Below are 13,633 nucleotides of genomic sequence, written 5' to 3'. Positions count from 1 at the left end.
GGCTCTTACAGCTCGATTCGACAAGACCCGTGAGATGCTCGCCGGGAAGGCCCGGGAGGCGTTCGCCGGGAAGACCCGCGTGCCCGCCCTCGTCCTCGCCTGGTTGAAGACTCCCACCCCCACAGGATGGGCCGTGCTCATCAGCGGGCTCCTCGCCGTGTGGATCGCCGCACAGTGGGGGTGGGTTGAGGCGTACCTCATTGCGGCGATCTGCGTGGTGGTTCTCCTCCTGGCCCTCGCACTCGTCATTTGGCCCACTCCCCACCAGATCACGATTGACTTGCCGAAGGAACGCATCGTTGCGGGACAAAGCGCTGTTGGTGCGATCACGGTGACCAATACGCGCAATAGGCCCGTCTCTTCGGGAGTCATTGAGCTTCCCATCGGAAACGGGGTCGGACACTTCCTCGTTCCCCCGCTGGGCCCCAGGGGCGAGTGGAATGAAATGTTCTCAGTCATCACTCGCCGACGAGGCCTGATCAGTATCGGTCCTGCCCGCTCGGTTCGCTCGGATGGTTTGGGATTGTTACGCCGGGTGCGTATCTGGGATCGGCCCGACATTCTTCGCGTCCACCCGCGGACCTTGAGGCTCTCTTTCGATGCCACGGGATTCCAGATGGATGTCGAAGGCGTGACGACAGCGAAACTATCCTCTTCGGATGTTTCTTTTCATGCTCTGCGCGATTACGAACCCGGTGATGATCGGCGCAATGTGCATTGGGTGTCCACTGCTCGCCTTGGTCGTCTCATCGTTCGCCAATTTGAAGAGACGCGCCGCTCCCACCACATGATCATCCTCGATACCGCGGCTCACTCCTGGCCGAGTGAGGCTTTCGAAACGGCGATTTCAGCTGGCGCCTCTCTCGCCCTCGCCGCTCTGGGAGCATCCCGCGCGGTGTCGATGAGCACTTCGAGCGGATGGGTGTCGACCACGTCGCCGGTGCGCATGCTTGATGCTTTGACCGAGGTCGAGGCCCAGGATGCGGTCGATATTCAGGACAGGGTGAGGCGTTGCATCGAAGAGCGCGCCGGAGTGTCTGCGGTGACGATCATCGTGAACCCCAATGTTTCAGATGAACAGGCTTCACGTGTGGCGCGCCTGACGGGTGCGGACGTGTCGACCCTGGTCATTCGGATTCGCCCCGGGGCTTCGCGGCGTCGACGCAAACTCACTCGGGGTGTGCTGTTGGATTGTCCGTCTCTCGATGATCTGCCGCGACTGATCGCGAGGGGGGCGATGGAATGAGTGTGCCCCCGAGCAGAGGCTCGCGTCGAGCAAGCATGCATCCTGGCGCGAAGAGCGCCGAGACGCGCGGCGCGGGTCGTGCCCGCCAACCGTGGTGGACCCTCCTCCTTCTTCTCCTCCTCTTCCTCGGCCCTATTGCCACTCACGGGCCGATCTTCGGTGACTATTCGGGGTTCATCGCAGCCACAGTCGGCGTCCTCGTCGGCTTGCTCATCTCAGCGGCGGCAACTCGTTGGAGATGGGATGCGCTTTCGGTCCTCGCGGCCCTGCTCGCTGCGTATCTCCTGCTCGGCGGTGGCCTCGCATTGGGGACGACGTGCCTGTTTGGGGTGATCCCGACGGGGCAGACTCTCCAGCTTCTGGTCCTCGGTTCGGTCCAGTCATGGAAGGATCTGCTGACTCTCACTCCGCCCGCATCCTCCTATGTGGGGCCCGCCCTGGTCCCCTGGATCAGTGGCCTCGTGTTGTCGACGTTCGCTGGGCTTGTGACGCTGCGTTGGGGGCGTGCAATCCTCGGGACTATTCCGATCATCCTCATGGGAGTCATTGGCATCGCTTTTGGCCCTTCGGGAACACATCCGAGGCTGTGGCCCGTCGTCATCTGGTGGGCGCTGGTTCTTCTGTGGTGGGCTGTGGCGGCTCTCAGGCGTCGTATCACCGTTGGCGAGGACATCATCATCGGTAAAGGTGCGAAGGCGAACACGATGAGCGCCACGGCCTCTTCGACGAGTACTCGTTCGCGCAGCGTCGTCAATCTTGGACGCAGACTCGTCTCTGCCCTGGTTATGACGGGAATCGGGGTGGGGCTCGGCGTGCCGACCACGATCGGATGGGGGCCTTGGGATTCGCGGATCGTTGCGCGAGACCTTGTTGAACCGCCGCTCGATCTTCGCGACTACCCTTCACCCTTGGCGGCGTTTCGCCACTACACGACGGATTTGGAGAGTAAGGAACTCCTGTCAGTCTCGGGGCTTCCCGAATCGGCGAGGGTGCGTTTCGCGGTTGTGGATGTCTACGATGGCACGACTTTCGGGATGAGCGGAGCGGATGCTCACCCCGACTCGGGTTTTCGTTCCGTTGGTTCTCGTCTGCCCGAGCAGGCCATTGGCGAGGGCGCCGTGTTCGCTGAGATGCACATGAGGACATCGGGCCTCATTGGCCCGTGGGTGCCTTCACTCGGCACCGTCCAGACTTTGAGGTTCACCGGTGAAAACGCGCGTGCGCTCCAGAAGGGCTTGCACGCCAATTTGTGGTCCGATTCAGCTTTGACGACTGGGCCGAACTCCTCCATGGACTACGCCATCACCTCGTATATCGAGCCGAAACCTTCGGATGGTCAACTGGCTGATGTTGAAGCTCTTGCCTTTCACGGTTTTGATGAGAGGGTTCCTGAGGATGTCGCTCAATTGGCGACTACGGTCACCGCGAAGGAGCAGTCGCCTTTGGCGAGGGTTCGCGCGATTGAACGCTACTTGTCGGAGAATGGTTTTTATTCGAACGAGGATGCAGCCCATTCGCGTCCGGGACACCGTACTGACCGTCTCCAGCGGATGCTCGAAGCTGAACAGCTCATTGGCGATGATGAACAGTACGCGACCCTCATGGCGCTCATGCTCCACTCCCTGGGAATCAATGCCAGGGTCGTGATGGGCTTCTACTCGGAGGAGACCTCCGGGGATGTGGTCTTTTACGGCTCGGACATGCGCATGTGGGTGGAGGTCGAGTTCGAGGGGGTCGGTTGGGGTGTTTTCGATCCGACTCCGCCGCGCGACCAGAAGCCACAGACTGAGGTGCCTGAACCGAAGTCGGTGCCCCGCCCTCAGGTCCTGCAACCGCCTGAGCCTCCTGAGGAGCCGACGGAGTTGCCGCCTGTGACTTCGGATCGTGATACGCAGTCCGAGGACGATGATCGCTTCGAGATTCCCTGGAAGGCGATCGCCGGTGTTTCAGGGGTGCTTCTTGTGCTCATCGGCCCGATTGTGGTGATCGTGTTGGCGAAGGCGCTGCGTCGTCGTGCACGTCGCCGGGGCCCGGATCCTCATGCTGTGTTGGTTGGTTCGTGGGACGAGGTTGTCGATATGGCGACTGACGCGGGAATCATGGTGAGTGTGAATCAGACCCGTCAAGAGACGGCGTGGGAGTTGACGAGTCTGTGGTCGCAGCGCGCTGCTTCTTCGAGGGCCGTAGGCTCCCGGAAGTACAAGGGGGTTGGAAGTCGGGAGCGCAGGGCTGTTGGCACTCGGGAGGGCGAGGTCGCGGGCACTCGGGAGGATAGGGTCGGCGAGCTCACCGCAGTTCCCGGGTGGACCCTGTTCGAGCAAAAGGTTCCCACGACGGTCGCCATTGCCCGGCGCGCGGATATCGCAGATTTCGCTGAAGATGCCGCATTCGGCTCGGAGGCGCTCCTGGCCTGGAAGGATGTCGATGCTTTGCGTCGGGATCTCAGAGGCGAAATGAGGGTGTTGGGACGCATCCGTTTCGCTGTGTCTCTCAGATCATTGCGCGCCCGGAATCGACGTGCCCGGGCCGCTCGCGCGGAGAAGAAGCGCCTCACCGAGCAGGGCAGTAATCCGAAACGCAGGGGTTTGCTTCCCTTCATGACGCGGTATTCGCCCAGAAAGAGGCAATTGCACAGAAAGCGGCAATCGCCCGGAAAGAGGTCCCGATGATGCCTATTTCGCCATCAGCAATCGCTTCTGCTCCTGAACTGCCTGGCTTTGAATGGGTCAGGCCCTTAGGTTCGGGGGGATTCGCGGACGTGCACCTCTACCATCAGCTTCTGCCCTCTCGTGATGTAGCGATTAAGGTTGTGCGCTCCCTCAACGATGAGCGGGGTGCCGCCGAGTTGCGACGCGAAGCGAATGCGATGACTGCGGTCGCGGGCCATCCGGCGATTGTTCCCTTGCACGGCGCGGGCACCGCTGAGGATGGGCGTCCGTTCTTGGTGATGGAGTATTGTCCGGTTGCTGATGTGGGCGAGCAAGTGCGAGCACGCCCCATGTCAATCGACCAAGCTCTTGACGTTATGGTGCAGATTAGCGGTGGGGTTGAGATGCTTCATCGTGCGGGTATCGTGCACCGTGATATTAAGCCGGCGAATATCATGCTCGACTCATATGGGCGTCCCGTCCTCGCTGATTTCGGGGTTGCTTCTCCTATTGGTGTCCTCGCTGATGGTGTTCTTGACGGTTTCTCTGTTCTGTGGGCTCCACCTGAGCAACAGGATCAGCGGACCCATATTCATCCGACTCAAGATGTGTGGGCCTTAGCGAGTACGACGTGGACTCTTTTGACGGGTCGTAGTCCTTTCGAGGATCCCTTTGGGGATAATTCTGCTGTCGCCGTTGCTTCGAGGGTGCGTTCTGGACGTATTCGCGGCCTGGGGCGCGCGGATGCGCCTGAAGAGTTGGAGAAGGTCCTCCTCCGTGCGATGAGGCTTGATCCCTTGGAGCGAACGCCCTGCGCTGCCGAGTTCGGGCGGGCCCTCCAAGGGATTCAAAGGCTTATGGGAAGGCCTGTGACTCGTCTTGAGATTCGTGATCCGCGCCCTGAAGCCGCTTCGCCCCCTCCGGTGGGGATACTCGGTGGGGCTGCAGCGCTTGAGCAGCCGGATGAGCGGGGGTTTGCGCAGGCCGAGCAGGGCACGCGGCTGCGTTCATTTCCTTCAGTTGATCCCGATCGGACGAGGCTTCGTGCGAGGAGTTTTGATTTCGATTCAGGCGTTGAAGCTCATGCTGATGCGTGGAAAGAGCCGAGGTCGGCGACCACTGCGGGTCGAGTTGACGTTGCTCAGGAGGATGTGGAGCCTCGCCGGGTCTCCATGTGGGGGATTAGTGCCCTCGTTGTTGTGGCGGCGGTGATTGTTGCGGGCTTGGTTGTCGCGATGCTCACCGGGGGAGGGCAGAGGGTCTCTGTGGCTCCAAGTCCTATAGATCAGGGAACTGAGGCTCTTGATCCGGTCGATGCCCCTCCGGCCCCGGTCACCTCGCTTTCAGGGAGGGTCGAGGACGGCAGGGTCACGTGGACGTGGATCGGGGCTGAAGAGTCTCGTTCTGATTCCCAATCGGAGCCGGGGTTTCGTGTTGCGAAGACGGATCACTATGTGTACACGGCACTGAGGCCGGGTGAGGATCCGATTTTGAATAACATTGATGCGAATACTGTGACCTTGGTGGGGGTTCCGGGGGAGAACTGTTTGCAGGTTGTTGCGGTTAGTGAGCGGGGGCGTCAATCCTCGGTGGTGGAGGAGTGCGTGAACGTCGAGTGAGTTTCACGCAGGAGCGTGCGATGGGCGCGTGGGCTCAGGTAGAAGCGTGTAGTCGTCGAATGAGCCCGGGGTGGAGTGCACGAGGACGTGAGCGCGGGCGCTGAGCAAGGTGCGGGTGTTCTCAGGTGTGGGAGTTGTTTGCTCGTGTGTTGAGCAAGACGCGGGGAGCAGAATGCGGAGGAAACGCTGAGTTCTTCAGCGTCGTAGCTCAAGGGCGTCGTTTGAACCACGAGGCGAGGAAGAGTGCGGCAACGAGGGAGGATCCCGCTCCTGTCATGATGAGGATCAGGAGGCGATGTGCTCCGCGTCGGTCGCTATGGGGCGTTGGGCGAGGCATCAGCCGTGGTGCGGCTTTGTGCGCGCGAGGATATTTCGGGTTGTCCGGTCCGGCAGCGGTGCCGTCGTTCGTGAAGTTGAGTGCGTCGTAGGGGGCGATGATCCCCCAGCCGAGGCGCTCCGATTTCTTCGCTGCATTGGGGCGCAGTGCAGTTGCCAGGATGCGGTACTTCCATTCGGGCACGGTTTCGGCGGGGTACGTGGATGCGACGAGGGCGGCCAGGCCCGCCACGTAGCCGGTGGCGTAGGAGGTCCTTGGAGCGTCGGGGGCGAGGATGCAGTCGCCGTAGCTCTTGTAGGTCGTGAGGACTTTGCTGCCCGGGGCGGCGACCTCGACATGTGTTCCTGACACAACTTGGTCGCTGGGCAGTCCGTGCTCATCAACGGCGGTCACGGAGAGGACTTCAGGGTAGGCGGCCGGATAGCGAATGGTGTTCGTCTCTGATTGTTCCGTGGTCTCAGTGTTGCCCGCTGAGGCGACCACCAGGGAGCCCTTGTCCGTGGCATAGCGCACGGCGCTTTCCAATTCTGGGGAGGGCGTTGAGGAGGAGAGGGGGACGGTGATGATGACGGCGCCGCGGTCTGCGGCCCAGCGAATCCCTTCCGCAGTGACTCGGGAGTTGGGCCCTCGGCCTGCTTGGACTGTTTCCGAGTCGATGTTCTCATAGACGCGGACGGGCAGGATCTGCGAGTGGGGCGCCATGCCGACGACTCCTGAGTTTTCGATCTTCCTCGCCGCGATTTGGCCTGCGACTGCGGTTCCGTGTCCGGAATTGTCGATTCGTCCGTCGCTGTGGTCAATGAAGTCTGTGCCGGCGAGGACGGCGCCTTCAAGGAAGTGGGGGTTGGAGGCGTCGACACCGGAATCGACAACGGCGACGAGGACGTTGCCCTCGGATAATTGCCAGGCGTCGTTCATTCCCAGTTGTGCGATGAACGAGGGAGTCTGGGAGACGAGGGTGTGGTCGTTGAGGTTATCGACGCACGGGTCCTCTGCTGGCCCGGTGGGGGCATCTGCTTTCAGTCCAGTGGGAGTTCTCTGCGACGCCACAGTCGGAGCGTTCACTGTCGCCTCAGCGGGAGCGTCCGTTGCCGTCCCAAGCGGGGTGTCCTCCACTCTAAGCGGGGCATCCATTAGCGCCTTTGCCGGGGTTTCCTCCGCCCCAGCGGGAGCGTTCGCTGTCGCCTCAGCGGGAGTGTCCGCCAGTGCCGCGTGCGTGACGCGCGGATAAGACGCGACACACGGGGAAGACAGGAGGATCGCCGAGAACATCACGGCGACGAGGCCGCGCCTGTGTCTTTTCATTGGACGCCCACGGTAGTCCACACCGCTTCGGCGGTCATATCTTCACCGGGCTCGACCAATTTCATCCACGCCGAGGGAACGGACACGACATCTTTATCAGTCCATGACAGGCGGGCAATGGCGTCGGCGGGGTTTTCTCCTAAGCCGTGTGCTCTGCCGATGTCGGAGATGAACATGGTGGCACCCAGGGTTCCGCCCGAAGAGGCGCGGACGAGGGCTCCTGAGCCGCCTCGCACGGTGACGGAGCTAAGCGGCTCCGTTTTCCCTTCTGTTTGAGATCCGGTCTTCCCTTCTATTTGAGAACCAGTTGGCACCTCCGTTGCAGAAGCGTTCGTTGTTGACGCAGCGCCACTGGCGGCGCGCCTGGCTTCCCGAGCGTTCATTGACAGCAGTTCAGTGCGGGCACCGGTAGCGGACAAGACGAGGTTTGCGCAGGGAACGGAATCGGTGTTGACGACCTCGTCAATGTTGATTGTCGAAGGCCAGTCGGCGGGGCCGAATGTTTCGTTCCCTCCAAGATCTTGAATATCGGCGATTGTGGCGCTTAGCGGGTTTCCGGCTTTCTGGTAGGCGTCGGAAAGCTCGTACATGCGGCGCGCGACGGATGACAGGGACGCGATGCGACCGTCCCCCGTGACGATGTAGGCGCGGCTGGGGCTTTTCTCCTTCGCTTCGTCCCGGACTTCAATAATGGTTCCGATTCGAGCCGATTTGAGGCGCTCGGGCATGTTTGTGGCGGGCTGGCCGGCATCATCAATGGAGAGGGGTGCCAGGTCTGATCCTTTGACGAAGAGGTCGAGCCATGCGGCTTCAACTTCGATAGGGGTGACTTGGTCGAGGCCGAGGGAGCGGGCAGGACCGAGGGTGCCTGTCGTGTCGAGCAGGTAGCGGGTTCCTCCACTAATGAGGTACTGGCGATTTGCGCTGGTGACGAGGACTAAGCCTGCGTTTGAGGTTCCTTCGGGTTTACCGGCGACCCAGGTGTGGGTTCCGCCTTCGAGCGCACACGACATCCACTCATCGGAGTGGAGGGCCGAGGATGAGGGGATGTCATCGGGGATGCCGGTGATTCCGACTTGGGATCCTCGGGGGAGTCCTTCAATGGTCGAGGCCGAGACTCTGCTCGTCTTGTAGGAGCCTGCTTCAGATAGGAGCCTGGCGGAGGTGATGTTGGTGACGGGGCGCAAAGTCCCGTCAATCGTGTAGTAGCGGGCTCCACTTGATTTAATGACGATCATCGTTGAGTTCTCCCAGCCTTGGGGCAGGGTTGGGGAGAAACGCCCCATGACGGCGGCGACGATGAGGATGAGCGCCGCGATGACGGCACCGACGAGGAGGGGACGCAGGTTATTTGGCGCGTCGACTTCTTTCCCGCCGGGGGTTCCTGATGAGAATGCGGCGATGAGTCGACGCCGGTTGAAGCGCTGGGCCTCGAGAATGTCCTTATTTGAGGGCATCAGATCACTCCCCACACCATGGTGGTCAGGGGCAGGATCGTCAGGAGGACGATGATGCTCAGGGCGTTGGCGGCGCGGGTGAGCCATGGGCGTGTGCGAGCGTTGACGACATTGGCGGCCAGGAGACAAGCGGCGACTGTGAGGGCCGCGATGACGATGCTGGGGACCATTGCGGGGTAGGAGCGGGCTGCGCCGAACATGGCACCCAGGATGAGCAGCATCCCGGTGATGACGCCGATGAGGACTTCCAGGCGTGATCGTAGGGAGCGGGTGGTGAGCATGAGGGCGGCTCCGGAGCATCCGAGCAGAATGATCGCTTCGGGCGAGTTGAGCAGCATGGGGGCGAGGAATCCCAAGGAGATGGACACTCCCGTTTTGACGGCGACGACGAAGACTTGTGAGGTGGAGACTTTTCCGTGGACTTCGTAGATGTCGATTGGTGCCATTGAAGTGGGGCCCGTGACTTTGACGGGAACCTGAGCGAGGGCGAGCCAGGGTGCGGAGAGGGAGGTGATGAGGAGGAGGGCGAGGGCGAGTGAGGCGGTCTTCTCAAGGGGGATCGTTGTGGAGGCTCCGATGACTCCGTTGAGGACCATTGTTGTTCCTACGACGAGCGGCGCAGCCATGATGGCACGCATGCGTGAGGGGAGGACGAGGGCGGACGCTGCGGCGACGAGGATGCCGACTCCTCCGGCTAGCCAAGTGATGGGCCGCCAGCCTCCTCCGACGAGGTTGAATCCGGCGGACATCATGAGCAGGGGTGCTGTGGCGAGTAGTGATACGGCTCCTGCGACGGAGGGGATCCTGATGATGATTGCGGAGGCGGCGACGACGAGGAGTGCTCCGATGATTCCGATTGCGGCACTGAGGTATCCGTGTTCAGGTCCGAGGGTGAGGAGGAGGGCTGCGACGAGGATGAGAGCTGCGGCTGCGTGGGAGGAGAGTTGGAGGGAGTCGGCGGGGGTCCATTCCTTTGAATCTTGGTCGACGCTGGAGCCGACTGCTTCTATGAGGTCGTCGTAACGCAGGTCTTTGGCGGATTGTCCGATGGGTTCTAGGGTGAGGAGCGCCCCGGCTTGGACGTTCTGGTCGGGTAGGGATTTCGACTGGTCGAGTTTTCGTCCTCCGGAGGTGATGATCTCGAATCCTCCTGAGACGCTGCTCGGGTCGAGTCGGCCCAAGGCTGAGACTATCCCGGGGATGGCTTCGGCTAGGCATACCGATTGGGGGATCGACATGTCGATGGTTTCTCCGGCATAGCTCACTGAGATTGGCATCAGGGCCGTGCCTGTTCGCGTCATCGTAGACATCGAGTCCTCCGCGTCCTTCACATGGTGCGAGTTTCCTGCTCATAGGCTAGTGGCTTCCTGGCGAAATCAGAATCTCGGCGACCGATGAGCCCCGGGCGACTCTTGGCGAGGCTGCGTCTCCCCCGCGAGCGCGGAACGGGTTTCGTCGCCCTTCCGTTGTTGATGCGGTTGTCATATAGTCGATCTGTAACGATCCGAAACGACAGGGAACAATCCAATGACTCAATCGATTCCCCTCGATGAGGATCTCATCGCAGCTATCGCTCGACTCGAGAGCGTGGTCGGAGTGCTTGAAGGAGCTGCGCGCGAAGTGCCCGAGACCGCCGAGGGGCGGGATGATACCGGGATGGTCGCCGTCGTTGTCAGGAACACGGGGTCGATCGCCGATCTGTCGATCGACTATCGCTGGCGTGATGACCTCGATCCGGTCGAACTCGGAAGCGCTCTCACCGCGGCGATTGGCGATGCTCGAAACGAGCTTCTCCAGGGCGCGGAGGACTACGCGGCGCGTCATCGTGACGATGTCGAGGGTGTCGACGCGGATCGGACGAGGGAACGAATTGAAGAGGCCTCCCGCAGTATGCTCGCGACCTCGTTGTTCGTCGCGCCGGCCTCCGTTGACGACCTTGTCGAAGAGGTACTGCAGAAGGCGGACGCCCTCGATGGTCTCGCCCATGACATCAAGTCGCTCGCCCGCGATGATTCCTCTGAAACATCGAAGCCGACGTCCATCGATCCGATCGTCGTCAGACGGGCGGGCGGGCAGGTCACCGGAATCGATGTCGATCCTCAATGGGCGAAGAACACACCGACCGCGATGCTCGTTCAACGGCTCGTCAATGCCGTCGTCACCGCCGATGACCCGCCGATCGCTGCAGGGAACGACGACGCCGACATGACCATCCTGCGTCTCCTGTCCACCCTGCACAGCCTGCCCGGAAAGAAGGAATAACCGTGGCTCCCAAGATCAAAGTCGTCACCGACGCAATCCGCGCCGACGCCGAGCTGTGGGATCAACAGACGGCGCCTGCTCAACGCGCGGCCTCTGCGATTCAGCCCCTGAACCTGGGAGCCATCGATATCCCACTCGCGGTCCTCGTCAAGGATGCGATCAATGACATCGTTCCTCTGCTCCACGCACTCGCATCGGACGCGGGCCGGGAATTCGGCCAGATTGCTTCGGATCTCCGATTGAACGCTCAAGCCTACGAAGACAACGAAGCGGATGCTACCGCTCACATTGCCAACGCATACTGATACTGACTCAAGGACTTCACCATGAACAATCTTCAGCGACTCCTCGACGCCCTCGAGAAGACCGTCGCGCGGATCGAACAGTTCCTCGCCGCCCTGCAGTCAATATGGAACCAGGCGAAAGCGGCGCTCGGCGTCGCCTTCGTCGTGCTTCAGTATCTCGTCGACATCGCGATTCGGGCTCTCCGCGCTGCCGCGGAGATCGTCCTCGAGAAGATCAGGGAGTATTTGGAGCAAGGCTTCGAGATCGTCCAGATCTTTACCGCTCAGGGCGTGTGGAGAGACGAGGTCGCGGCGCCCTTCGCTCAGATCTCGGCGGATCTCACCGGCCTCGAGACGAAGAAGGGCGCGTGGTCCGGCGAGGCCTACGACAGTTATTCTTCGCTCACCGCGAGCCAGGGTGAGGCCGCGTCAAAGCTTTCGACGGCGGCGAGCTCGATCGCGAACTCGCTCGTTGCGACCGGAGTCGGCCTCATCATATTCTACGCCGGCGTTGTCGGCGCGACCGTCACAGTCATCGTCGGGCTCACCGCTGCCGGGGCGGCGACGGCGACTGGCGTCGGGGCGCCCGCCGGAGCGGCTGCGGCCGGACTCACCGCACTCCAGTGGGCGGCGGTCGTCGTCAGCCTGATCGCCGCAAGCGCCACGCTCGCGGGCGTCCAGGTCTCCCAGATCAACTCCATCAAGTCGGTGACCCTGTTTGGCGGTTCGTCCCCCTTCGCCGGCAACAAGTGGCCGGATGGAAACCGCGAATGACTCATTGGTTTCTTCTGCTCGTTCCCGTGATCGTCGTCGTGGGGGCGGTATTCGCGATCGCGGCCTCACTGATGATCCGACGGCAGCAAGCGCGAGCCTATCGGCAACGCGCCTACTTCCAGGACCATTACGGGTATAGCTTCTTCGCATTCCTCGCTCATCATCAGGTGGATCGTCGGGGCCTCGACGAGCTGCTGCGGCGAGAAGGCTCCGGTGCGGAGAAGCGCGCGATCCGATACGTCCAGAACTACGAGGACGTCCCCGATCACGTCGCGCGCAGACTCGTACGATCCCGCTTCGAGGAGATTCGATGAACGAGACAGGCATGCTCATCATCGCCATCGTTGGACCGTCCCTCATCTGCCTGGCGCCGTTGGTTCTCTTTCCCATCGCAGAATTGCGCCGTGCGAAAGCGAATCGACAGTTTCAGTACAATGAGTTCTTCGCCGTCCGATACGGCGGGTCCATTGAGCGGATGATCGCGGAATCCCCCCTTGATCGGGGACTTCTCAACGAGTGGTGCTCGCAGGGCTCTCGGGGCGTCAAACGAGCTCGACGCTACGTCGAGTTGTGGGATCCCGTCCCCCGGGCCGTGGTCGACGAGTATCTGCGGAGGATCGGGGCGGACGCCCCGCGTTGATGCGCGGCGATGCGAACGCGTCGTCATCCTCGCTTCGACGAGCGCGCCGCGGACGGCTCGCACAAGGCCGAACCCGCCCACGGGCGGCGCCCGTATCGGCGATTCGCCGACTCTCCCCTGCATGCGGACATCGCTTCGCAAACGCAGAACCCGGATCTTATCCGGGGCGTAGACGCGGGCCGCCCCTCTTGTCTAAGGTAATAACCGTCAATTGCGATGGGTGTGATCGGCATCCACTGCGCACCCTACGATGGAGGAGACAACATGGCAGGTCAGATTTCTGCGGCCGAGGGCGCGATCCTCAAGGGCGCCGACACGGTGTCGGCGACCCGGGACGATCTTAAAGCGCGTATTGCTGCTGTTGAGAGTCAGATGGCTGCTATCGGCTCCAACTGGACCGGTCCCGCGGCCACGGCGTTCCATGCTCTCATGGCTCGTTGGAACGAGGAAGCAAACAAGGTGAATAACGCCCTCGTTCAGTTTGAGGACAACCTGCGTTCCGCTCAGCGTGATTACGACGTTGCTGATCAGGAGCAAGAGAGCACATTCGCCAAGCTCGCGAGCCGTTTGGGCTGACCCCGGTAGTAGAAGTAGGTAGGAAGAACTCATGGATCTCAAAGTCAACTACGGATCGCTCAGCACGGCTTCCAGTGACCTCAACAGTGGAGCTACCGCTATCCAGTCCACCCTGGACAACATGGATGCGGAGCTTCAGCAGCTCCGATCCAACTGGGAAGGCGATGCTCAGGAGGCTTACCTGGTTGCGAAGCAGCAGTGGACCGAGGGCATGACCGGTATGCGCGATGTCCTCGCACAGATCTCGACCCTTGTTGAATCGGCGAATCAGTCGTATAGCTCGACTGATTCGGCGAATGCTGCTCGTTTCTCCTGAGGACTCGATAGGAGCATATGCTCCATCGCTGAGCTAGAGCCCCGTATCCGTTGTGGATACGGGGCTCGTTGGGTTTTGGGGTGCCTATCGAGTTTTGGTGGTTTTCACTAGTTCCCGCCTCCGGTTCCAGGTTTTCCGTTCTGTTCCTGTCGTGTGGCAGGTGGTTGTG

General features: G+C 61.5%; 14 protein-coding genes. 11 read left to right on the top strand and 3 right to left on the bottom strand.

The window, feature by feature from the left end:
* The first annotated feature begins 34 nt into the window (after positions 1-34).
* Genes FFA61_RS07785 through FFA61_RS07775 form a run of 3 tightly spaced genes read left to right on the top strand, consistent with a single transcriptional unit; the run spans position 35 to position 5,513 of the window.
* Entirely contained in the window at positions 35-1,246 is a 1,212-nt protein-coding gene (locus FFA61_RS07785) for a DUF58 domain-containing protein (RefSeq protein ID WP_005963283.1), read from the top strand.
* Positions 1,243-3,915 (top strand): transglutaminase-like domain-containing protein, encoded by a 2,673-nt coding sequence (locus tag FFA61_RS07780; protein ID WP_244920176.1) that lies wholly within the window; start codon positions 1,243-1,245, stop codon positions 3,913-3,915. The genes FFA61_RS07785 and FFA61_RS07780 overlap by 4 nt, the downstream gene beginning before the upstream one ends.
* Complete coding sequence (locus tag FFA61_RS07775) at positions 3,912-5,513, top strand: serine/threonine-protein kinase (RefSeq protein ID WP_005963287.1); 1,602 nt, start codon at positions 3,912-3,914, stop codon at positions 5,511-5,513. Before FFA61_RS07780 ends, FFA61_RS07775 begins: the two co-directional genes overlap by 4 nt.
* 208 nt (positions 5,514-5,721) lie before the next feature.
* Here the strand turns inward: FFA61_RS07775 and FFA61_RS07770 are convergent, their stop codons facing one another.
* The 3 genes from FFA61_RS07770 to eccD are packed head-to-tail and all read right to left on the bottom strand — an operon-like array spanning position 5,722 to position 9,913.
* Positions 5,722-7,155 (bottom strand): S8 family serine peptidase, encoded by a 1,434-nt coding sequence (locus FFA61_RS07770; RefSeq protein WP_005963289.1) that lies wholly within the window; start codon positions 7,153-7,155, stop codon positions 5,722-5,724.
* A complete protein-coding gene (gene eccB, locus FFA61_RS07765; RefSeq protein ID WP_005963290.1) occupies positions 7,152-8,612 on the bottom strand; it encodes a type VII secretion protein EccB in 1,461 nt (486 codons plus the stop codon). Before eccB ends, FFA61_RS07770 begins: the two co-directional genes overlap by 4 nt.
* Positions 8,612-9,913 carry a type VII secretion integral membrane protein EccD gene (eccD, locus tag FFA61_RS07760; RefSeq protein WP_175406563.1) on the bottom strand — a complete coding sequence of 434 codons (1,302 nt, stop codon included), beginning with the start codon at positions 9,911-9,913 and terminating at the stop codon, positions 8,612-8,614. The genes eccB and eccD overlap by 1 nt, the downstream gene beginning before the upstream one ends.
* Positions 9,914-10,139: 226 nt before the next feature.
* On the opposite strand from eccD, the gene FFA61_RS07755 reads away from it, so the two are divergent.
* From FFA61_RS07755 to FFA61_RS07720, 8 genes are all read left to right on the top strand, one after another.
* Positions 10,140-10,874, top strand: a complete 735-nt coding sequence (locus tag FFA61_RS07755; RefSeq protein WP_005963292.1) for a hypothetical protein — start codon at positions 10,140-10,142, stop codon at positions 10,872-10,874.
* Positions 10,875-10,876: 2 nt separating this feature from the next.
* A complete protein-coding gene (locus tag FFA61_RS07750) occupies positions 10,877-11,179 on the top strand; it encodes a hypothetical protein (RefSeq protein ID WP_005963293.1) in 303 nt (100 codons plus the stop codon).
* A 21-nt stretch (positions 11,180-11,200) separates the two neighbouring features.
* The gene (locus tag FFA61_RS07745) at positions 11,201-11,932 is read left to right on the top strand and encodes a hypothetical protein (RefSeq protein ID WP_005963294.1); all 732 of its coding nucleotides are present in this window, start codon (positions 11,201-11,203) and stop codon (positions 11,930-11,932) included.
* Complete coding sequence (locus FFA61_RS07740; RefSeq protein ID WP_005963295.1) at positions 11,929-12,246, top strand: hypothetical protein; 318 nt, start codon at positions 11,929-11,931, stop codon at positions 12,244-12,246. The genes FFA61_RS07745 and FFA61_RS07740 overlap by 4 nt, the downstream gene beginning before the upstream one ends.
* A complete protein-coding gene (locus tag FFA61_RS07735; protein WP_005963296.1) occupies positions 12,243-12,572 on the top strand; it encodes a hypothetical protein in 330 nt (109 codons plus the stop codon). The genes FFA61_RS07740 and FFA61_RS07735 overlap by 4 nt, the downstream gene beginning before the upstream one ends.
* 9 nt (positions 12,573-12,581) lie before the next feature.
* Complete coding sequence (locus FFA61_RS07730; protein ID WP_131247240.1) at positions 12,582-12,773, top strand: hypothetical protein; 192 nt, start codon at positions 12,582-12,584, stop codon at positions 12,771-12,773.
* A 63-nt stretch (positions 12,774-12,836) separates the two neighbouring features.
* Positions 12,837-13,148: a WXG100 family type VII secretion target gene (locus FFA61_RS07725; RefSeq protein ID WP_040313614.1), complete on the top strand. Its 312-nt coding sequence runs from the start codon at positions 12,837-12,839 to the stop codon at positions 13,146-13,148.
* A 31-nt stretch (positions 13,149-13,179) separates the two neighbouring features.
* A complete protein-coding gene (locus FFA61_RS07720; RefSeq protein ID WP_005963298.1) occupies positions 13,180-13,464 on the top strand; it encodes a WXG100 family type VII secretion target in 285 nt (94 codons plus the stop codon).
* The last annotated feature ends 169 nt before the right edge of the window (positions 13,465-13,633 follow it).

This window comes from Schaalia cardiffensis F0333 (assembly GCF_005886435.1).
Lineage (GTDB): Bacteria > Actinomycetota > Actinomycetes > Actinomycetales > Actinomycetaceae > Pauljensenia > Pauljensenia cardiffensis.
This window is presented reverse-complemented; position numbering and strand designations above follow the sequence as displayed.